This window comes from Arthrobacter sp. 05L417 (assembly GCF_056397865.1).
Genome location: NZ_JBFTOG010000037.1, coordinates 1 through 20,394 on the forward strand (window position 1 = coordinate 1; position 20,394 = coordinate 20,394).

The 20,394-nt window shown below is 66.2% G+C and carries 24 protein-coding genes; 3 read left to right on the plus strand and 21 right to left on the minus strand.

The genetic code is table 11. The annotated features are described in order from the left end of the window. Positions 1-204: 204 nt before the first annotated feature. Both AC1DJW_RS20925 and AC1DJW_RS20930 read left to right on the plus strand, forming a co-directional pair. Positions 205-672, plus strand: a complete 468-nt coding sequence (locus tag AC1DJW_RS20925) for a hypothetical protein (RefSeq protein WP_476902394.1) — start codon at positions 205-207, stop codon at positions 670-672. Positions 673-700: 28 nt separating this feature from the next. Continuing rightward, a complete protein-coding gene (locus tag AC1DJW_RS20930; RefSeq protein WP_476902395.1) occupies positions 701-1,480 on the plus strand; it encodes a hypothetical protein in 780 nt (259 codons plus the stop codon). A gap of 70 nt (positions 1,481-1,550) precedes the next feature. Here the strand turns inward: AC1DJW_RS20930 and AC1DJW_RS20935 are convergent, their stop codons facing one another. The 17 genes from AC1DJW_RS20935 to AC1DJW_RS21015 all read right to left on the minus strand — a co-directional run bounded on the left by AC1DJW_RS20935 (position 1,551) and on the right by AC1DJW_RS21015 (position 17,560). Then, positions 1,551-1,808: a hypothetical protein gene (locus AC1DJW_RS20935; RefSeq protein WP_056387422.1), complete on the minus strand. Its 258-nt coding sequence runs from the start codon at positions 1,806-1,808 to the stop codon at positions 1,551-1,553. Further along, positions 1,805-2,146 carry a hypothetical protein gene (locus AC1DJW_RS20940; RefSeq protein WP_476902396.1) on the minus strand — a complete coding sequence of 114 codons (342 nt, stop codon included), beginning with the start codon at positions 2,144-2,146 and terminating at the stop codon, positions 1,805-1,807. Before AC1DJW_RS20940 ends, AC1DJW_RS20935 begins: the two co-directional genes overlap by 4 nt. Positions 2,147-2,200: 54 nt before the next feature. Then, a complete protein-coding gene (locus AC1DJW_RS20945; protein ID WP_476902397.1) occupies positions 2,201-2,707 on the minus strand; it encodes a hypothetical protein in 507 nt (168 codons plus the stop codon). Then, entirely contained in the window at positions 2,700-3,071 is a 372-nt protein-coding gene (locus AC1DJW_RS20950) for a hypothetical protein (protein ID WP_056387433.1), read from the minus strand. Before AC1DJW_RS20950 ends, AC1DJW_RS20945 begins: the two co-directional genes overlap by 8 nt. 157 nt (positions 3,072-3,228) lie before the next feature. After that, the gene (locus tag AC1DJW_RS20955) at positions 3,229-3,723 is read right to left on the minus strand and encodes a phosphatase domain-containing protein (RefSeq protein ID WP_316963763.1); all 495 of its coding nucleotides are present in this window, start codon (positions 3,721-3,723) and stop codon (positions 3,229-3,231) included. Positions 3,724-3,751: 28 nt separating this feature from the next. Beyond that, a complete protein-coding gene (locus AC1DJW_RS20960; protein ID WP_256248814.1) occupies positions 3,752-4,036 on the minus strand; it encodes a hypothetical protein in 285 nt (94 codons plus the stop codon). Next, positions 4,033-4,296: a hypothetical protein gene (locus AC1DJW_RS20965; RefSeq protein WP_256248813.1), complete on the minus strand. Its 264-nt coding sequence runs from the start codon at positions 4,294-4,296 to the stop codon at positions 4,033-4,035. The genes AC1DJW_RS20960 and AC1DJW_RS20965 overlap by 4 nt, the downstream gene beginning before the upstream one ends. 2 nt (positions 4,297-4,298) lie before the next feature. After that, on the minus strand, positions 4,299-5,000 hold the full coding sequence (locus tag AC1DJW_RS20970) for a hypothetical protein (protein WP_476902398.1): 702 nt from the start codon (positions 4,998-5,000) through the stop codon (positions 4,299-4,301). 36 nt (positions 5,001-5,036) lie between these two features. After that, positions 5,037-5,831, minus strand: a complete 795-nt coding sequence (locus AC1DJW_RS20975; protein WP_476902399.1) for a hypothetical protein — start codon at positions 5,829-5,831, stop codon at positions 5,037-5,039. A 210-nt stretch (positions 5,832-6,041) separates the two neighbouring features. Further along, a complete protein-coding gene (locus AC1DJW_RS20980) occupies positions 6,042-6,662 on the minus strand; it encodes a hypothetical protein (protein WP_142938885.1) in 621 nt (206 codons plus the stop codon). Positions 6,663-6,694: 32 nt separating this feature from the next. Further along, positions 6,695-9,451 (minus strand): AAA family ATPase, encoded by a 2,757-nt coding sequence (locus tag AC1DJW_RS20985; protein WP_476902400.1) that lies wholly within the window; start codon positions 9,449-9,451, stop codon positions 6,695-6,697. Between the two features lie 328 nt (positions 9,452-9,779). Next, complete coding sequence (locus tag AC1DJW_RS20990) at positions 9,780-9,989, minus strand: hypothetical protein (RefSeq protein WP_476902401.1); 210 nt, start codon at positions 9,987-9,989, stop codon at positions 9,780-9,782. A 107-nt stretch (positions 9,990-10,096) separates the two neighbouring features. After that, positions 10,097-12,031, minus strand: coding sequence for an AAA family ATPase (locus AC1DJW_RS20995; RefSeq protein WP_476902402.1), 1,935 nt, complete (start codon positions 12,029-12,031; stop codon positions 10,097-10,099). A 149-nt stretch (positions 12,032-12,180) separates the two neighbouring features. Beyond that, a complete protein-coding gene (locus tag AC1DJW_RS21000; RefSeq protein WP_476902403.1) occupies positions 12,181-13,872 on the minus strand; it encodes a hypothetical protein in 1,692 nt (563 codons plus the stop codon). A gap of 103 nt (positions 13,873-13,975) precedes the next feature. Beyond that, complete coding sequence (locus AC1DJW_RS21005; RefSeq protein WP_256248805.1) at positions 13,976-15,220, minus strand: AAA family ATPase; 1,245 nt, start codon at positions 15,218-15,220, stop codon at positions 13,976-13,978. A gap of 220 nt (positions 15,221-15,440) precedes the next feature. Then, on the minus strand, positions 15,441-16,520 hold the full coding sequence (locus tag AC1DJW_RS21010; RefSeq protein ID WP_476902404.1) for a hypothetical protein: 1,080 nt from the start codon (positions 16,518-16,520) through the stop codon (positions 15,441-15,443). Positions 16,521-16,609: 89 nt separating this feature from the next. Then, positions 16,610-17,560: a hypothetical protein gene (locus AC1DJW_RS21015; RefSeq protein ID WP_476902405.1), complete on the minus strand. Its 951-nt coding sequence runs from the start codon at positions 17,558-17,560 to the stop codon at positions 16,610-16,612. A 171-nt stretch (positions 17,561-17,731) separates the two neighbouring features. On the opposite strand from AC1DJW_RS21015, the gene AC1DJW_RS21020 reads away from it, so the two are divergent. Further along, positions 17,732-18,289 carry a LysM peptidoglycan-binding domain-containing protein gene (locus AC1DJW_RS21020; RefSeq protein ID WP_476902406.1) on the plus strand — a complete coding sequence of 186 codons (558 nt, stop codon included), beginning with the start codon at positions 17,732-17,734 and terminating at the stop codon, positions 18,287-18,289. Between the two features lie 70 nt (positions 18,290-18,359). On the opposite strand, the gene AC1DJW_RS21025 is transcribed toward AC1DJW_RS21020, so the two are convergent. From AC1DJW_RS21025 to AC1DJW_RS21040, 4 genes are all read right to left on the minus strand, one after another. Further along, positions 18,360-18,701, minus strand: coding sequence for a hypothetical protein (locus tag AC1DJW_RS21025; protein WP_256248803.1), 342 nt, complete (start codon positions 18,699-18,701; stop codon positions 18,360-18,362). Further along, the gene (locus AC1DJW_RS21030; protein ID WP_476902407.1) at positions 18,694-18,996 is read right to left on the minus strand and encodes a hypothetical protein; all 303 of its coding nucleotides are present in this window, start codon (positions 18,994-18,996) and stop codon (positions 18,694-18,696) included. Before AC1DJW_RS21030 ends, AC1DJW_RS21025 begins: the two co-directional genes overlap by 8 nt. A gap of 217 nt (positions 18,997-19,213) precedes the next feature. Further along, positions 19,214-19,741 (minus strand): hypothetical protein, encoded by a 528-nt coding sequence (locus tag AC1DJW_RS21035; RefSeq protein WP_316963748.1) that lies wholly within the window; start codon positions 19,739-19,741, stop codon positions 19,214-19,216. Positions 19,742-19,910: 169 nt separating this feature from the next. Further along, complete coding sequence (locus AC1DJW_RS21040) at positions 19,911-20,318, minus strand: hypothetical protein (protein WP_142938874.1); 408 nt, start codon at positions 20,316-20,318, stop codon at positions 19,911-19,913. Positions 20,319-20,394: the final 76 nt, after the last annotated feature.

Sequence of the window (20,394 nt, forward strand, 5' to 3'; positions counted from 1 at the left end):
ATCTCCGGGAACCCCCGAAGCCGATCCAGCTCTTCATCCGAGAACACCTGAGTAGCCAAGAACGACCTCCACCAAGCCGACAAATTCCCAGCTCAGAAGCCTACCGGAGCCATATCCGCCCGTTTTTCGGCGGATACTACCGCGACCCCCACTTAGTGGCCCATTTGGGATCAGGCCTGTCCTCGTAGCTTCAACACGCTGGAGTTGACAGGGAAGATCAAGGGTGAAGGGCAGACGTACGAGCCCCGGCGAATTTGGCTGAAGGTCAAGAGCAGAAGCGCCCTTGATGTGGTTCTTGCGGCGGTCCTAGGTCCCATGGCGCACCCGCGGGCAGCGGTAGTGGGTTTGCCGGTTCACGGACGGCTGCGCATTGTCGGCCGGTCCACGTCCTTGACGGCTCGTGCGGGAAGGGATCTGGCCACATATCTTCGTCCTCCCCAGGGAAGGCATCCATGGCCGGAGGAAATCAGCGAACGGGTGCTGGACCGCTTTACCAAGGAGGGCGGCATCACTCGCCTGACTTTGGTGGAGCCGTTGGTGGTTGAAGTCTCGGCCGACATAGCCTGGTCGGGTCAGGCATTCCGGCATTCAGTCCGCCTCATGCGGGTCAGGCCTGAGTTGTCGCCGACGGAAGTATCCCTCCCGGAAGGCTTCCAGCGTGCCTGGCGATAAAGAATGTAGCCATGTGAAGAATGGAGTCATGCGACGAGAAGATGAACCTGAAGAGTTCGAGATTGCCGACTCGTATTTTCAGGAGCTGAGGACCTGGCTGGGCTTCCGGGATTCCCACGAGGCGTGGATCCCGGAAGCCGGAAGCCGTCTGGCGCAGGACGATGGGCTCATCAAACCCCACCAGGCGTCGCACAACATCGCCAATTCGGTAGTCAGCGCGATCGATCATTTGCACGCGCTGGACAGCATCATGCTTGGTGCCGGAGCATCACATACTCTTGCCCCGTTCTCGCTGGTCAGGGCAGCCATTGAGTGCGCCGCACAGGCCGCCTGGATTTCAGCGCCAGAAGAACAGGCGACCAGGATAGTTCGTTCGCTGTCTCTGTCGCTGAAGGTAGCCAAAGACCGCGAGACTGCGTACAGCGAACTGGCACGTCGCCATCCGAATCTTCAGGGAACGCTTCCGGACTTCGACAGCGACAAGGCGCAACTGCAGGCTATTCTCGATGCCTCCGGGGCCGCTGGAAAGTTGATTCTCCCCAGCAGCACGCACATACTCACGCAGGTCCGCGACCTGGTGCCCAGGACGTCCGCCTTGTCCGTATGGCAGCTGTGCTCGGGTTTTGCCCACGGCAGGCGCTGGGCCGCGGATGCCGTGCTGAAGCCGGCGCAGTCAACTTCTCTGCCGGATGATGTCATCGCCAAGGAAAACCGGCCGACCATGAGGCTGCTTGTCTGGGCCCTTACCCCGGCTATGGATTTGATCCGGTACAGCCTCGAGCGGCATTCCGAGCTGTCGCGGGCCTAAGCAGCCAATTTGTACCCGCTGAAGCAAGAATCAGCGGCCGGAGCGGGTTCTGCAAAAGATGCCGCGCGACTCAGTTATCCGCGATGGCGAAGATCACGACAATGATGATGATCGGGATGAGCAGCACGCCCGCGCCGGCGGCGAGGTGCTCCCAGCTGAACGGCGAGTTGAGGAAGGCGATGAAGCCATCCCACAGGCTACGGACGGAGCCCACGGCCCAGGCGAAGAAGCCGGTAGCCCAGCCGATGACGGCGGTGACCGAGACTCCGCTGAGCGCGCACAGCCCCACGATCGTTCTGGTGTTCCTGAGCATGGCCAGTCCCCTCATTTCCGGTCCTCGAACAGCAGGTAGTAGAGCCCGATGTGCGGGATGACGAGCACGGCGAAGGCCAGCCAGGCCCGTTTCGGGTCATCGATCACCCATGTGATCCCGTCTTTGACGGGTTCGGCGTACGCGAGCACCGGCGCAAGAACATCGGTGCGGAAGACCACATGGAAGATGCCGTAGGCCATTCCCAGGGCGATCGCCAGGGCAAGGCTCCGGCGGATTGTCAGCTGCGCCCGCGGGCTCATCCCCCGGCGTGGTTCCGCGACTGCCGGATCCCAGGTCTGGTGGTCCGTGTCGTAGTCGTGCATCACTTCATCCCGTCTCCATCGAATCATCATTCATGTCCATTCTATGAGAAAGGCTGAATGACGAACAGAAACGAGGCCCAATGGTCAGTCGAACTCGAAGTCTGCACCGACTGGTGCGGGTGTGTCGAGCCCCCTGCCCGCCTGCGGGGCATGGTTCTTCGCCGCGGATGCGCGGCGCTGGGCGGCGAGCTGGTCGAGGGTGACCCCGACGGGCCGCCCGAGGCGCTGGCCGGCTGTCCGGTAGACCTCACTGTCGCGGCGTGCGCCGATGGCGACGATCTCGCGCCGGGTGATGCCGCCGGGCGGCTCGGGCCTGACGTCGCGTGAGACGATGCGCAGCGGCGGCTTCTCATGGGGGTCCGCACCGACGTAGGTTGTGTCGCAGTCGGAGAGGTCGGCAAAGCGGGAGTCGTAGTCCAGCGGCTTAGTCGGGTGACGGCGGCCGTTGAGCCGGTGGAGCATGACGATGGTGGCCTCAAGGAGCGCCTCGTCCCGGCTGTGCGCATTCTTCAGGGCGCGCTGGTTGAGCCGTTCGATGTCCTGGCGGGCCCCGGGGCTGAGATGGACATTGATCCGCAGCCCCTCAGTCATCGTCGAGCACCTTGCGGATCATTGACCGGGCGGGTTCGCCCAGCTCATCGCCAAGCTCATCGAGGGTCAGGCCGGGCTCCTCGGAGGCGTCGGAGGCACGGATGCGGCGGGAGAGCTCCGCCTGAAAGGCAGTCTCGTCGGCGTGGACCCGCCGGAGCAGGTCGACGAAGTCGGCGAACGGGATCACGGCGGCCTCGGGGACGTTCCCGTCACCGAAGATCAGGGGCTCGGCATCCCCGGCGCGGAAGCGCTCTAGCAGGGTGCCCAGGTCGGCGGCGGTAATCTTCTGGGTCGGGGCGACGTTCACGGAGAACTTCGGCAGGGAGCCCTCGCGCGGGGCCTGGGGGGTCTTGTCGTCCGTCATGGTTCCAGTCTATTCGTGGTCGAATGGGATGCCAGTGCCTCATATTCCACCATTCCTGATGGACACTGAGTCGCTGGGGAATGGCGTAGCGGGGCAGTTGAAGAGAAGCAGGCCCGCGCCCTGCGGCCCACTGCGGGTCGAGGGCGCGGGCCATGCATCAGAACTCGCCCGAGCCGGGCTGGACGTCGAACACCGGCACGCCGAGTGCCTGCCAGGCGCGGATCACCCTGGGCCGGTCATCCAGCGCGAGCCGGACGTCCCACCGCCCGCGGATGAAGGCCTCGTAGATCTCGGGCTTGACGATGTCGTCCGGCCGGCGGTCGCCATGTCCGCGCATGAACAGAGGGCAGCTGGCAGTCCACTCCCCCACATGTTCGATGAGCCAGGCGTAGGTCGCGCGGCCGACGTCCCAGCCGTTGTCGTCCATGACCGGCCTGCCGGAGCAGAACACGATCTCAAGTCCGGCAGCGTGCAGGGCGCGCACGGTTTCGATCACTGGCGGGTTGGGCAGGTCCCAGGGGACGAGCCGGTACTCGTGGTGTCCCCTGATGAAGCGTCCGTCGGGAAGGGTGTGCGTTGCGACCGTCCCGTCGATGTCGACGATCACGGCCGGCGAGAGGACCGCGGCCGTAGCAGTGCTGATTTCTGTCATGGTGGGTCCCTCCTTCCGGGCGGTGAGGCTATTCAGTAAACGGACGCTCGGCCTCGACGTCGAGCGGGACGATCGTCCCGAAAAGTCCTGCAGCATGCTGTGACCCGTGCGGGACTGCCAGCAGGTCGGGACCATCGGGCATGACGCCGGACTCTCCGCATGTGGGACACGTCCATGTCCAGGTGACGGGCGCGTGCACAACGCGTCTGTCGATGATCACCCAGTCGAAGCGGTCAACCCAGTCCTCGCGGCCGAGAGGCTGGCAGAGATCGGCGTCGAAGAGCGCATCGGGCACTGGTGTCCGGCTGCTCATCGCACTCCTTCTTCGGCCGGTGCGGGACCGGGCTGGGCCACCCAGTACTCCCCGAGGGGCTGGATGGTCCCGTTCTCATGGCCATGGCAGGTCAGTTCGAGAGAGCCCGCCCATTCCTGGGGACCCTGGGTGATCGCGGTGCCAGCCGGCACCTGCAGCGGAGCGTGGTCGTGGCCGTGGTAGTCGCGGCAGGCCGACTCGTCGTCGTTCACGAGCTTGAGGGCGCAGCACGCGCAGAGGATGAAAACACCGCTGGCCAAGGTCAGTCCCCGCCTTCCTGGTTGTCGTACTGGCTGACATAGCCGATGAGAAAGTTGTCGTCGACCGGATCGAAGCCGTGCCGCTCCGTGAACTCCGTGTGGTACTCGGCAGGGTCCCGGTCTCCCGGGTGCGGCCGGACGGAGCCGATCGCGTTGGCGATCCACTCCAGTTCGTCGGCACCGGACCACTCCGGCTTGGTGCCGAGGCCGAGGGCAATGGCGTCGACGATGTCGGTGTCGGTCACAGGTCCGGGGTTGCCGTTGGTCCGGGACAGCGGCCTGCGGCAGTCGGGGATGAATCCCATGGCAAGCAGGACGGTCACCGGCAGGTGGTGGGCGTGCCAGATCGCGTCGGCGGCGTCGGTGGGGGAATCGCCCGAGGAGAGTCCGCCGGAGAGGTACAGCCGGTAGCCGGCGACCTCGATGGTGTCCGTCTCGCTGGAGTTCAGCGCCTCTTCGAGCTCGTCGATGACCTTGCGGCCGACGCGTTTGATGACCTCCGGGCTCGGCTCGCCCTCGGCGTCCAGGTGCATGTCGGGGTCGAAGTCCTCGACCAGCTCCTTGAGCTGGGACTCGGGGTCGTCGAACCGGAACGATTCAGGGTCCGCGGTCTCCTCGACCATCAGGCGGCCGCGTTCGAAGTCGATCGGCTTGGTGCGGTCGGCCGGGACGGCGATGGCCGCGGTGAGCATATCGGCGCTCATGGGTTCTCCTTGGGTCGGGATGTGGGTGGGGTCGGCTCAGGCGGCGGATTGCTGTGTCTTCGCGGCGGCGTGCTCGCGGTAGAGGCGCACAGCCAGGTCGACGCAGTAGCAGGTGAACAGGAAGTGGATGTCCCAGTCGCGCAGGTCCCACTCCCAGGTGTCGGAGCCGACGGTGTCCTCGTGCTCAGCCAGCCATTTGTGGGCCTCCGACTCGCTGTCGGCGTGCCAGCGGGCGTCTTCGATGATTTCCATGCGCCGCTCGGCAGGGGAATGTCGTGGGACCTCGATGTCGGCGAGCTCCATCCAGTTGTGTTCCTCTGTGAGCCGGTCGAACTTCTCGTCGGGGATGCCGTCGGTGCTCCAGAGCGCAGCGCGCGCGGCAGCGGCCGCGTTCCGGCGCTCGTGGTTCAGCACGGTGCCGGTGGCCGCGAGGTGCTCCTGGGCGTTCCAGTGGGCCTCGAAGAGCGCCAACTGTGCGTCCCCGTCAAGGCCGCGCAGTTCGTGCAGGCGAGCCAGCAGCGCCAACTGCTGATGGTGGACCTCCTGGGCCTCGGTGCCGAGTCCCTCGCTTTCTTCGAGGTGCTCCCGCACCAGCTGGATGAAGAGATCTGGGTCGTACTGCTTTACTTCGCGGGAGCGGCCGCCGCAGAGCTTCTCGGCCCAGTAGCGGAAGTCGATGCTTGGCGCACCGTCGGAGTAGTAGCCCTCGCTCTTGCCGGCCGACGCGAAGAACCCGATCATGTCTGGTTTTCGGGTGAACATGTAGCCGTCGGCGATGTCGCCGCTGGTGGCCAGGTGGCCGGGCCAGGTGGTGACGTCCCAGGACCACATGCGGGTCCCTGGGGCCTGGATCCTGAAGTGGCGGTAGAGATCCTCGTCGTGCAGAACGACGAGGACGTGCTCCCGGGTCTGGGCGAGAAAGTCGGCGTACGTATGGGCGTACGGGTTCTCGGGCTTTGACGGTGTTAGGTGCGGACATGGCGGGTCCCTTCCGGGTCTGCTGGTCAGGGTTGTGGTCGGGGCCGTCCGCTCGGGCGGTGCTCAGAGGATCGGCAGTGGCCGGCCGGAGGGCTTGTAGTGGCCGTCGGCCTCGTCGAGCACGGCCTCGGTGAGGAGCACGGTGGCGGGCATGAGGAACGCACCCACGAGCGCGGCGAGGCGCTGCTCGTCGGCCAGCACCCGCTCGGGGATGCTGCCGCGGGAGCTGAAGAACATGTCGGCACGCTCGATGAGGCTGGCCCGGCGGGCCTCTCTGGAGGTGAAGTGCTCGGCGACGGTCTGTCCGGGGCCGTACTCGGTGATCACCGAATAGAGCGCGGCGGGAACCTCGGTCTTCTTGCGGGTTGTGCTCACGTAGACCTGGACGCCCCATCGGCGGCAGAGCTTGGCGATGGCGTTAACCACGCTGTCCGGGGCGCTCTCCCACTGCCCGGAGCTGGACTGGTACAGCTCGTGCACTTCGTTCGCGGCGGAGGCGTCGATTGCGCCCAGGACGACGTCCGAGGCGGTCAGCAGCTGCGCGCACATGCGCAGCCGGAATGCTGGCGAGGGGTAGTGGTCGTGGAAGACGATCCGGTCGTCGTGGCAGATGACCAGGTCGTAGGCACTGTCGGGGCCCGGCACGAGCTCCTCTGAGCCGGCCTGGATTCCAGTGGCCGTCATGGCGTGCTCCTTCGAAGCTGCATTGGCTGTGTTTATGGGATGGGAAGTAGGAGGCGCGGGCGCTCCGACCTCTCGTGGAGGTGGAGCGCCTGCGCGTTCTTCTCGTCACGCTCGGTGAGGGCGTTGACGATCTGTTCGTAGCTGCTCTGGATCGGCGGGTTCTTCGCCGTGCCGTAGGAGAGCACGTACTGGCTCTTCATGGCGCGCGTGAACGCGACGTAGAACATCCGCTTGGTGTCCTGGGTCATCTTCGCGTCCTCCTTGTAGAGGACGACGACGTTGTCGAACTCGAGGCCCTTGGCACCGTGGATCGTCGAGACGACGAGATCGGCCTTGGACTCGAGGTTCTTCCGCTTGCGCTCCTGGTTCTTCTGCTTGTTCACGTTCAGCTTCTGCTGGTTGCGCGTGATCTCGAAGGACAGGAGGTTGTCGCGGAGCCGGTCGAAGAACACGTTCGCAGGCAGACTGCCCTGGTTGCACAGGGCCACCCAGCCGTTGATCGCGGCGCTGTTCTCGACCCACCACTCGGAGATGGTGCGCAGGATTGCCTTCTCGACGTTGACGTTTCCGGCATTCTTCGTCAGCTTGCCCATGTTGTCCTTGATCCCCTGGGAGACCACGAACGAGGCGTTGGCCGGCTGCACCTGCAGGACGTCGTTCCAGAAGAACTTGATGTACTTCGAGAAGATGTCCGTGGCGTAGACGCGGTCGCTGACGAGCGAGGCCACGTGCTTATTCGGGTAGGCCTTCTCGAGCACTTCCTGGATCAGCGCCACCTCACGGCGGGCGTAGGCCAGGAAGGCCACCTGCTCGCCGCGGTCCAGGCAGGCCTGAACGTACTCCGGGATCACCGTGTTGCGCACGAGCGGCCGCAGGTCGTTGGCGATGAAGCCGGTCAGGCGGGCCACCTCGTGGTAGTTGAGGGTGACCTTCTCCTGGAAGGAGTCGGCCGTGGGCACCGCCAGCGAGTTGGCCTGCAGCTGGATGTTGGCGAACTGGTTGGTCTCCAGACCGCCAAGCACGACGTTCGCGAAGTCGAGAATCTCCTGGTTGCTCCGGTAATTCGTCGTGAGCCGGAAGGTTGCGAAGACCCCCGAGCCCTCCAGCGTGTTGAGCGCCCTCGGGTTGGCCGAGCGGAACTCGTACAGCGTCTGGCTGGCGTCGCCGACGATGAACAGCGACTGGGCGTGCTTGGTGATGTACTTCAGCACGTAGATGAACTCGAAGACCGAGTTGTCCTGGACCTCGTCGATGATCAGGTACTTGCTCTGCACGTGGGCAGGCTCGGACATGTCATCGATCTTCTGGTAGCAGATGATGATCTGCAGCTCCAGCGAGGTCTGCTCGATGCGGTCGAGCAGCGCGATCACCTCGTCGAAGTGGTTCTCGACGAAGGTGTTTAGGGCCGTGAACGCGCCGGTCTTGTTCTGGTCGACCTCCAGCAGGCGGTGTCGGAACGTCGCCGCGAACTGGCTGTTCGGGTAGAAGATGTCGATTGAGTTGATGATCGTGTCGATGGCCGAGACCTTGTGGGTCGGGTGGTTCATCGAATAGATGTCGATGATCATCTTGGCGATCGTCATCGAGCCGACGTTCGGGTTCTTCTCCGTGATGTTGTCGGCGGCGGCGTTGGTGAACGACAGGACGGTGATGTCGCTGGCGGGCACCCCGCAGGTCTCGAGGTACTTGATGCGCTCGAGGATCACGGTCGACTTGCCTGTGCCCGCGCCGGCCTGCGTCATCACGAGCGGCTCGTGCGTGCTGAGCGCGTCGAGCTGCTGCTTGGACAGGTGCGGCGGGAAGACCGGGGCCGTGGCCGGCTGGGGCGGCGTGATGAGCTGGCCCTTCATGCGCTCCAGGTGGTCGAGGGTGTGGTTCATCAGCAGGCTGAGGTTCTGCTTGGACAGCTTCGCCGCGATCGGCGCGGAGAACGTGGTGTCCAGCTGCTGGTGGATCCGGCGGTAGGCCTCCAGCGGGACGTTGTAGTTCTCCAGGTAGCGCAGCTGCACCGCGAGCATGTTCAGCTGCTCCTCGGTGGGGCTGGCCGGCATGTCCTGCACGTACTGGCAGACGGTGTCCGAGATGGCCTCGGAGTCCCAGATCTGGGCCAGGCGCGTGATGCGCTCGTAGATCGGGTACTCGTCCATCCAGTCGCCGAGCTTGTCGAGGTTGGTGGCACTCAACCCTGCGGCCGAGAGCACATCCTCGATGACGTCGCGGGCATTCTCTGCGGGGCTGGTGTCCCACTGCAGGAACACCGCCGCGTCGTGGTTGCCGTAGCCGATGGAGCGGGACACCGATACGGCGCGCTCGGGCTCGGCCAATCCCTGCTTGAGGAAGTAGAGCTCCAGGCGGTACTGGATCACCAGGTCACGGCGGATCTTGTCGCCGGACTTGTCCTCGTACACGGTCAGGGCCTGGGGGGTCATGTCGAAGTGCACGTCCCAGGAGTTGGTCGGCGTGGCGATGTCGAGCTCGAAGCGGTCATCGACATGCGGTACAGGCAGCGTGAACGACCCGCCCGAGAGCAGGGAGCGGCGGGTGATCGGGGCCAGCGGCACCAGCGCGGTGGTGATGTCGTGGTGGGTCGAGCTCTGCTTGACCTCGATGTCGCGGTCAACCGCGTAGGCGGTGTTGGTCGCAGTGTTGATCGGCCGCAGGCTCTCATTGAGCAGGCCGGTCTTCTTGCCGGACCCGGTCAGGCGCGAGGAGAAGAACTTCGGGTCGACGGTCTTCTGGGCAGCGACGGCGGCTGCGGAAAGGTCGATGTCGTCAAGCAGAATAGGCATGGTGTCGTCTTTCTTCGAACGAATCAGTAGGCGGGTCGAGAGGGTTTGTCGAATGGAAGCCGCATAGACCATTCTCACAGGAGACGAATGGTCAGTCGAATGCTCGTAGACGAGCGCTTGGGTCACGGGCGCGGGCATGAGAGCGGGAGGGCTCGCCTCTGGCGACGAGCCCTCCCGCGCTCCTCTCAACCCACCCGTCAGGGGCCGTGAGGCCCCTGAATCCGGGCGCGGCGGCGTTAGCCCCGCGGACCCGGACACCGCGCGCTACCCATGCGCGCGGCGGTCAATCGCAGGCTCACCTCTTGGGTAGGCCCGGCGGGAAGCACCTTCAGTCGGCGTTCCAGGGATTGGCCTTGGTGACGGACCCGGAGGGGTCCACCTCGACAAGGCCGAGCATGAGTGCGAGATCACGGCAGTCGGCCGCGTCCGCCGAGTGGGCGGAGACCAGCAGCAGTGCGTCGTCGCAGATCTGCTCGCTCCTGTCTTCGGGCTGTGCCGCACGGACTGTGCCGACGGCGGTGGTGATCGTGGTGGTCATGGCAGTGACGTCCTTCTTCCTGTGTTCGAACGCGGTACGCGCACGCACGAGCGCCCCCACCCCGGGTATCCGGGACAGGGGCGCTCGAACGCAGTGTGGTGCCGGGATCAATCGACGGCCAGCGCCTCCGGCTCGTCGGAGACGGCGGCAGCGGGTGGGATGAACGCAGTCGACGCAGCCTGGGCGGCGAGCAGCCGGTCCTCGATCCACACGCGCACGGCCTTGCCGGCCGGACGCGCACCCTGGGAGTCGACGTAGGTTTCCTCGGCGACGGCACGCAGCTCGTCGTCGGGGATCGACGCGGGCAGTGTCTGGCCCAGGCGGGGCCTGGCGTCCAGGATCCGTTCGCGCCGGCGGCTGTACTCCGCCGCGAGGATCTCCCGGTAGGCCTGCTCGTCGACCGGGTTGAAACCCACGACGAGTGAGAACCGCCCGAGCAGCTCTGCGTCGAAGAACTGAGCCAGCTCCTTGGTCAGGGACCGGTGGGAGACCGCCGGCGGGGTCGAGCCGAAGCCGACCGGCTTGCGGTTCAGGGCTTCCCGCGCGGCGTTGGTCGTGCAGATCACCAGCGCCTTGGAGAAGTCCAGCACCTTGCCGTGGGCGTTGCGGATGTAGCCCTCGTCGAAGGCCGAGAGGAACAGCCGCTGCACGGCTTTGTCCGCCTTCTCGAACTCGTCGAGCAGGATCACCCGGTGGGGGTTGGACTCGAGCGTGTCGAACGGCAGCTCGCGGTTGGAGTCCGAGCCGACGTAGCCCGGAGGTGCCCCGACGATCTTCGCGGTGTCCGAGGGAGTGTGGAACTCCGTCATGTTCAGGATGATCGGCTCGGTGCCGGTCATCTGCTCGGCGATGATCTTCGCGGTCTCGGTCTTGCCCACGCCCGAGGCCCCGGCGAGCATCCAGGTCATCGGAGTCGAGGTCGGGAACAGGTCCAGCTCCTCGCGGGCCAGGCGGTCCACGAGATTCTCGAGCACGTCGTCTTGTCCCCGCAGGCGGCCCAGCAGGGTTGCCCGGAGGGTCGCGACGTCGAACTCAGGGCGCTGGGCGTTGCCGGTCATCAGGCGCTTGGCGACGTCCAGGACGCGCTTGGTGGTCAGCGGCACCTGCGGGATCGACCGCAGGGTGTTCACGAGTGCAGTGTCCCCGGCGGCCTCGGCCTGGACGATGAGCTTCTTCTGCTCCAGCACACGGTCGGCCATCGCCCGGTCCAGCAGCGTGATGGCGCTGTCGGGGCGGTGCTGCCCGGCACGGGAGTTCTCCTCCGCGATCCGGACCGTCTCCGCCAGGACGTCGTCAGAGACCGCGATCTGGTGGCGGTAGTGCGCCACCAGGCCCGGACGGACACTGCCGAGCACCGTGAGGGTCTGCTCGGCGGTCAGTTCGTCGACGATGAGCGGGGTGAAGCGCCGCGCGAAGGCGGGGTCGTCGTCGAAGGCCCGGGACTCGGTGGAGGTGGTGGCACCGATGACGCGCATGTCGCCGCGGGCCAGGGCAGGCTTGAGCACCTGCGAGACCTTGCGCAGCACCGAGTCGGTGTGGGAGGTGGATCCACCGGTGATCTGGTGGATCTCGTCCATGAACAGGATGACCTTGTTCTTGGGGTCTGAGGCGAAGTCGATGACGGTCTGGACCTTCTCCTCCAGCTGCCCGACGATGCCGGAGCCGGCGACGAGGTTGGTGATCGGCAGCTCGTAGACGGTGAAGCCCTTGAGCTGATCGGGGATGAGGGTGTCGCCCAGGGCGATCCGGCGGGCGATGTCCTCGACGATCCGGGTCTTACCAACGCCTGCGGAGCCCTTCAGAAGCAGGTTCGGCTTGTTCCGGCTGATCAGGACGGAGAGGACCTGCTCGATGAGCGCGTTGCGGAACATCGTCGGGTCGGCGTTCTTGAACTTCTCGTTGTAGTCGACGAGGAGCCCCTTGACGGCGTCGTCGGACTGGCTGCCCTGGCTGGGGATGCCGCCCATGGGCGGGAAGCTCGGAGGCGTGCCGCCGCTGTTCGTGTCGTCGTCGGAGCCCGACGTGAAGTTGTTGAGGCCCATCGCGGGGTCCCTCCTTCGGTGGGGTTCGCCGGGCGGTGCGCTGGGTGGGCGCGCCGGGATGCCTGGCAGGGTTACGGGTAGGTCTGAGGGAGGAGGAGACGCTGGCCGGTTCGGCCGGTCGGCGTCTCCTCCATGGCTGGAGGGCAGGGTTAGAGGACCATGCCCAGCAGCTTCTGCCGGATGCTCGGGTCGATGTGCTGCATGCCGTTCGCGTACGCCTCGGCGGAGCGGACCATGTACTTCCAGTCCATGGCCGAGCACGGGGCGTAGTAGAGGTTCGCCGGGTGCTCCTCGCGCCTGGACGGCGGAGGCCACTCGAAGTCGGTGATCATCAGCGACAGCCGGCGCTTGCGCTTCGGCGAGGCGTTGATGTAGTCCCAGATCTGCTTGAACTCCGTGCCGCCGGTGACCTTGGGCACTTTCCGGAACTCATTCCAGATCTGCCGCGTCGACTTGTTCTCTACTTTCAGCAACGTTTCCTGGGAGAGCATGTGGCTGAACGAGTTGAAATACAGGTTGACGTTGAGCTTCTTGGCGATCTTGATCAGCATCAGCACCGCCTCCTGGTAGTTCTCCTCGGAGATCGATCCGGAGGTGTCGATGTAGATGTGCAGGTCTGGCATGTACTGCACCGAGGTGATCCGGCCGGGCTTGTTGAAGTCGTCCGGGTTGCGTCGGTTGGCCTTGAGGAAGGTCGTCTTCATGGTCCGGTAGATGTTTTGCGACTTGTTGACCTTGCCCATGCGCTTGAGCACCCGGGTGATGTCCTTGAACAGGTCCAGCTTCGTGGGCGGGGCCTTGCGGAACTTTACCTGGGCCGAACGCGAGCCCGGCTGGCCCGGCTGCTGCCGTGCGCCCATGGCGGCAGCCCTGGCAGCTGCCCGCGGGAGCGAGGTCAGCTTGGACAGAGCGGCGTTGGAGACGACTTTCACGGGCGAGGCGAGGGACTGGTTGATGAGGTTCCACTCCCCCGTTACCTTCGCGGCGGTGGCGCGGGCGTGGGCCTCGACGTTGACCAGGACCAGCGACCGCGGGCAGAACAGCTCCCCAACGGTAAACGGCATGATGCCGGTGTCGAGGGCGGCCGCGCCTGTTGAGGCGGCCTTGCGCTGCTGGTCGACGTAAGTCATCAGCATGCGGATGACCAGCCGGGCGAAAGAAAACTCGTCGTTGCCGTCGGAGTCGTCCTTGCGCAGCAGCAGCGACTCGGTCAACCCCTTCAGCGAGAGGTTCGCGAAGTCGTTCAGCAGCCGGAGGGTGTCCGCCGGCATCGCGTTCGCGCCGGCCATCGCCTGCACCTGCTGGTTCAGCCAGATCTTGAAGCCGTCGAACGCGGCAGAGGACTGGAACCAGAAGCCGAGGGTATTCGGGTGGTAGGTGTAGGCGACGGAGGCGAAGAAGGCGCTCTCGTCGGCGGAGCCGGCGAGCAGGCCCTTGGCCGCGGGGATGACATCGTTCTGGGCTGAGTACAGGACCCGGGCTGACGGCGCGGGCCACTTGTTCTGCTGCCCGGCCTGGACAGCGAACAGCTCACCCACCGGCAGGGGCGTGCCCTGGTCATAGCTGACCAGGGTCTGTCCGAGCAGCTCCTTGGCGTTCTTCTCGGCGGCCGGGTCCATCGTCTCGCCGAGGCAGCGCATGACGATGTCCAGGACGTCGCCGGTGATGTCGTGGCCCGAGCCGTCGACGATGCTCGCCGGAGCGCTGGGGTTCAGCGGCTCCAGCAGCGGGTCGACCAGGACCTTCTGGATGGCCGGCATGGGGTCGTAGTCGCCCGTGCACGAGATCGTGTGCAGGGCGTCGAGCACCGCCGGCTTCTGGTTCGTGACGGTGATCGTCATCGTGGTCTCCTAATGCGGTCTGAGGCGACGGGTGTCGTGGGGTGGCGGGGAACGCTCCGGAACGGAGCCGGTGGCGTCCCCCGCCGCCCGGTGCCGGGTCGGCTCAGAGGAAGGCCGACAGGGACGGCTTGACCGCGGCCACGATCGGCGAGTCGACCTCGAGGAACGCCTCCAGGTTCTGCCGGTCGAACTGCCCGGTGGTCACCAGCTCGAACAGGGTGCGCGTGTGCTCCGGCTCAATCTGGACGGCCGCCTGCGCCAGCTGCTCGATGAGGCGCGAGTTGTCCTCCTTCTCCTTCATCGCGTAGAGCAGCGAGCCGGAGACCTCGTTCTGGGTCAGGCCCGAGATCTGCGCGGCGAGGTCGGTGACCGTGCCCGCGGACTTGAGGGTTGCGTAGCAATTCGGCTTGGGCACGTTGACGCGGTTGTGTGCCGGGCCGCCCGAGTTCGAGGCAAGGTCTTCGGCGATGACCGCCACGAGCTGGGTGGTGAACATGGTGTCGCCGGTGAATGCCTCGATGGCCTCGTTGAGCAGTGAGGTTTCGCGGCTGCCAATGTGGACCGGGGTCGCGAGGTGGCTCGCCAGTTCCTGGCGGTCGACCCTGTTCAGCCACCGGGAGAGGTGGTCGATGGTGCGCGGCGTGGTGAGCTGGTTCATCTCCTCGCCGCCGTCGAACAGCTCGGCCATGGTGACGTTGCCGTCGTCATCGTCGTCATCGCGGCCGTCGGCCACGATGGAGTTCGGCGTCGACTTCTGGAAGATGAGTCCGGGGTGCTGGGTGAGGACTTTCTTCACCCAGGGGTTGAGCGCGTCTCCGAGGACGGACATGAGGGTTGTCGCATCGGGCTCGACGTGGAAGATCGCGAAGCGCGACAGCGAGGCCTCGTCGAGAGTCGTGACGTTGCCCTTGTCGTTGCCCGCCACGATGAGGCGCACGTTCTCCGGCAGTTCGATGTGGCCCATGCGCCGCAGGGTCACCAGGGTGAGCGCGCCGGAGGTCACGTCGGAGGTCGTGCGGTTGATCTCGTCGAGGAAGAGGATCGGCCACTCGCGCGGGTTCTCCAGCGCGTAGTCGATGCACTCCTGAATGACCTGGTGCGGGTAAAAGACCTGCTTGTAGGACTGTGTCCCGTCGGTCTTCTCGTAGGGCACCAGGCGCGCGCCGGTGAGGTCGGCCTTGTCGGCGAGCTGGTTGCAGGGCAGGACGAAGGCTTTGGTGCCCATCGAGTAGGCGAGGGCCTCGACGAAGGAGGACTTGCCGATGCCGGGCTCGCCCATGAGCGCGGGCGTGGCCCCGACCTCGAGGGACTGCTGGATCAGAGTCGTCAGGGTGTCGTTGAACTTCATGGGAATGTCTTTCTGGTCGTGGGTGAGCTGTGAGCAGGTGAGACGGGAGACGGACCCACGGCAGGGCTGAGCGCCGTACGGGACATGTCGGAAGCAGGGCCACAAGGCCCGGTGACGGGGGCGGTCGGGCTCAGAAGCCCACCGCCTCCCCATCCCCGATCGGGCTCCGCCCGATCCAGTCCTTGTTCCACCGCCAAACCGATGGGCAACCCCCGAAGGTTCACCCCGCCTCGGCGGAGGCTTCCCGTGCCGCCACCAGGGCAGCGGCACGGTCCAGCAGGAACGGCCTGCCGTTGCGCATCTGGGCGTGCTTGGGCCGAGGCTCGATCACCGCCAGCGAGGTCTTGTACAGCAGCCAGGCCTCGTCACCGGAGGAGAACTGCGCGCCGAAGGACCGGTAGGTGCGCAACGGCAGCTGCATGCCGGTGTAGAGGACACCCAGGACGGAGAACTCCCAGCGGGAGCGGTCGTTGTCGAAGTCCTCGGGCGTCTTCAGCCGGTCGCGGGAGCCGGCGAGTGTCTGCTCGACGATGGCCTCGGCGTACGGGATGTCGGGCATTTCGCCGTCTGTGCCGACGGCGGTCGAGGGGATGCTGATGCTTGGCTTGGCCTTGGCGGCGAGGTCTGCATACAGGTCCGCCACCGAAGAGAACCGGTCGGAGGCTGGTCGCGCCGCAACGTGTTCGACGATCCGCTGCGGCACCGGGTTGCGGGTGAACGTGCACCAATGGTCCAGGAGGATCTCGTACCAGCCGTGCTCCTCACGCAGGACGCGCTTGTCAGCGGCGATCGGGAAGTCGTGGAGGTTGGCAGGCAGCGGGGCGACCAGGTGGAAGCCCCGGCCCGACATCGACAGCTCCGAGTACAGGATTCCGGGCAGGCGCAGGATGTCTGCGGCCACGTCCGGCGGGCAACCGGGCTCGACGTCGATCACGATCAGACCGTCGGAGGGGGCCTGCAGGTAGAAGGCAGCGTTCGCCGCGTTCGGCAGTGTGTCGGCCAGCTGGTCGAGGGTGAGCAGGCAGGTCGCGTCCAGGGCGAAAGCTCCGCGCAGGGGGCCTGCGTGGCGGCAGCCCGGATTGCAGCCGTCGAGCAGGTGCCGCACATCGATCGGTGCCTTGCGGCCGGAGTCCTCGTCGTCGAGCTCGCCGAGCCGGCCGGAGATGGTCCAGCGGCAGGCGGTCGCCAGGGCGCGAATCGCGGGGTTGTCATAGAAGCTGGGGAAGATCGCGCGGGGATCGACGGCGGTCACATCAATGCCTTCTTGTCGGGGGCGGATGAAAACAGGGCCGGGTTGCACTCTGGCCCTGAAAGACGAGACCCCCGTACGGCATGGATGCCTGCACGGGGGTCTCGTCTGGGGGTTCGGTCGGTCGGATCGGCCTTGGATCAGCCCTGGTAGGTGATTCCGGCCTGCTGGGCATCGCCGGAGCCGCCCCACGGGCCCTGGCCGGCGGGAGCACCCACGGCCGAACCCGCGTTCTTCAACTCGGCGTTCTCACGCTCGAGGCGGGCGAGCTTCTGCTCGGGCGTCTCCTGCTGCGGCTGCACCGCGGGGACCGGGGCGGGAACCGGAGCCGCGGGAGCTTCCGGAAGCACCGCGACCGGTGCGGTGGCGACCTGCGTGTGCACCTGGGCCGGAGCCGGTGCCGCGACTGAAGCCGCGACGGCGGGCTGCGGGGCCGGGAAGGACAAGCCGTCCTCGACCTCGGTGGCGACCGGCTCCTCGCCGTTGCCGACGGCGGAGCCCGAGCCCGGCTGGGCCTGGACCGCGCGGGGCGGGGCGTTGAAGACGATGCCGCGGGCCGCGAGCTCCCCGCTGCCGACGCCGCCGGCGTTGTAGTAGCGCGGGGTCTCGTGCACAATCACCTGGTCGAGCGACAGGCCGCGGTTGGCGAAGTTCTTCGGCTTGTAGACGCGGAGCACGAGCGTCACGTCCAGTCCCTGTGCCAGCTCCTGGCCGGAGGTGTCCTGGTCGTAGGTGCCATCACCCTTCTCGGACGGGATCGCGATGATCGGCAGGTTCGTGCCCTTGGAGTCGATCGAGTAGTTCGCGCCCGAGGCTGGGTTCTTCTTCGAGGTGTAGCGGCGCTCGGAGACGAACTGCTCCTCGACCGTGGGGTTAGCCGGGTCGGCGAACTGCACCTCGGCCTCGGTGATCGTCGCCGTGGTGTGCGGCTTGCCCACGGGGCTCATGCCGTTCTGGACCTTGCGCTGGTCGCTGGCGGCGAGAGCAGCACCCTCGATGAGGCTGGTCAGCCGGGCGAAGGCGAGCTTGCCGCGGATGAAGACGCTGGTGCCCTCGGTGAGCTGGTTGGCGGAGATGGAGTAGTTGGCCATGGTGGTGGGTTCCTTCTGTTGAGTGATTCGGTGGTTCGTGGCGGCCCGTCAGACTGGTCTATGACTCGTCTATCCCTTCTCCTATTCTATCAAGATGCACTGGACTACGAGTAGAATGTGCATGAGGACTCGAATGGTAAAAAATGGTGAGCTGGATAGAGAGGGACAGGGATGACGGATACGATGCACAGGCCCGAGGAGAAGGTCGCTGATGCGGCTCACCCGGCCCGGGTGGCGGTGCAGCGGCGGGACCGGCTTGGGCCCCTGGGCTATGGCGGTGGACCGGTGCTGGCGGCCGGGATCATGGCCGGTGGCGCGCTGCTGTTCGCCGGCTGGGGCGCGACGCAGCTCCTCACTGCTGACCGGAGCCCGGCGAGCGATGCGGCGGCAGCTTCCCAGCACGAGGAGGGCACCGTGACGGTGACCTTGCCGGACCGGGACCGCAACGGGGTTCCGGACGCCTTCGAGGCCAAGGCCGGTAACGGCAACTCTGCGGACGGCCAGGGTTCGGGCACCTCGGCGTCGGGCAAGGGCGACGAGGACAAGCCGGCGCAGGTCCCCGAGCCGAAGCCACAGCCGCGGGTGTATGTGATCCAGTGGGGTGACACCCTCACGGAGATCTCGGCGGAGACCGGAGTGCCGATCGGGGCCCTGGTCGAGAAGAACCGGATCCAGGATCCGAATCTCATCTACGCCGGGGCCTCGCTGCTCATCCCGCCCACGGCGTGAGAGCAGGCCTGGGGCCCGGACTGCGCCGACCTTCAGCGCAGTCCGGGCCTCTTGCTGTGTCCGGAAACGGTCAGTCGGCGGGTCCTGCAAGCATCTGCTGCAGCGATCGCAGCCGCGCTAGCTCGGCCTGCATGCGGGCGACGTCGTCCGGCGCGTAGTCCTGGGGGTAGTCGAGCTTGTACTCGGCGAGCAGCTCGATCTTGGCGGCGAGGAGGTCCGGCACGCCGAGTTCGTCGATCAGGGCCCGGGTGAAGGCCCGGAACGCGTCCTCGTGGGTGATCGCCGCGCCCTGGGCCCAGCCGAGGGCTGCGAGGGCGGACTCCCCGTCCTCATGGGTGAGGCCCCGGGAGGTGACGACAGCGGCTGCGGCCTTCTCGGTGAGGCTTGCCATCGTTCCGGTCGGGTCAGTCATCGGCACCGCTGCCTTTCCCTGCGGCGCTGTCGCCGGCCGGGGGCGACGGGGTCTGGATGTCCAGCCAGATCTGCATGGCCTCCAGGACGTTCGAGACCCCGTCGCCTTCGTCGAGCGTGATCAGCTCCGTCCATCCCGACTGCGTGAGTGTCGAGACGGCGAACTCTTCCCTGGCCGCAGTCACCTGGTAGAGCCCGGAGCCGGCGACTTCGTAGATGGTCCGGCCGTGCCGGGCGGAGCCTTCGGCCCGTTCGTACTTGACGGGCAGCTGGGCTGCGCGGAGAGGGACGGTCATGGGCTACTCCTGTGGGTCGTGGCTCTCAAGAACATACGATTCGGTAACGGTGGCCGCGCCGCGCACCGCGCGGCTGCGACCACCACGGAACGACCCCCGGGACCGGCGTGAGCCGGTCCACGGTCTTTTCCACCGGTTCCCCAGGGAAGCAAAAGACCCCGCCTCGGCCGAAGCCGGGCGGGGTCGATCGAGCGCCGGAAGAAGTGCTGCGCCGCGCTCAGGCGGCGTCGGTGTCGGCCTCACCGGGATCCTCGGCAGCGTCGTGCTTGTCAAACAGGAAACCCCGGGCCTGGCCGCTGGCCATCATGTCTCCGAGGTGCGCCAGGAGCACCGCGCGCTGCGTGGTCCGGCGGTCCTCCAGCGGGTCGTAGTCGCGCAGGGCATCCAGGTTGACCACCCAGCCGTTCTCGCGTTCGACGGCTTCCTCAAGTTCGGAGCCAGCGGCGACGGTCATACCGGTGAAGTCGTGGTCGAACTCGGGTGTGACGTCGAGCCGCTGTGTCGGGTCGTCGATGTAAAGCGTGTCGCCGAACAGCAGCCCGCCGGAGCGGTCGAAGGCGGCGAGAAAGACGCGGTCGGCGCGGGAGGTGTTCTCGACATGCACGGCGGCCACGGCGTCGTTGGCGAGAAAGTCCGTCTGGCTCAGACGGGCATAGGTGCGTGAGCGGGCTTCGTAGCACCACATGATCGACCGGGCCTCGTCGAATCCGCGGAACTCGTCGGAGGGGGGCTGCATATCGACCATCTGATGCTCCTTCACGGGCGTGATCACCTTAGTCCGGCGGGACATCACGATGTACGGAATCGCCGGGCTGTGGTTCCTATCCTGCCACAGGAGTGGAAAAGATTCCACTCAAATACCAAACGCCGGCACGAGGAAGACGTCCGCAGGGTGGTGGGACCCCGCGGCGGGATCAGTCTTGAGCGGAATCAGGGCTCTTGGGAGGGTCGTCGAGCTGCTCGCTCTTGCGCGCCAGTTCCACAATGGCCCGGATGCTGGCCAGTGCGCCGTCGCTGAGCCCGTGCACACGCAGGGCGATGGTGCGCTCCTGCGGGGTCAGCTCCTGCTCGGTGGCGCTGTCTGGCTCGTTCTCCTCCAGGAAGTAGGACAGGGGGACGTCGAAGGCGTCGGCCAGGGCTCGGAGGTGCTGCAGGCGGGGATTGTGGGCCTCCCCCTTGCGCAGTTGCTGCAGGTAGCTGAGCGACATCGAGGAGATGCCGCGCTGCTCCATTCTCTGGACGATTTCCTGCAGGGTGACGGGGCGACCGTGTGGTCCCGCCGTCTCCGCGAACAAGCGTTCTAGTCGCTGGGCGATGGTCACGGAGCTGGATCCTCCTCGTGATTTCAGACATGAAGTCATCGAGGCGAACGGTGCACGCGACGACACCTTCATACTA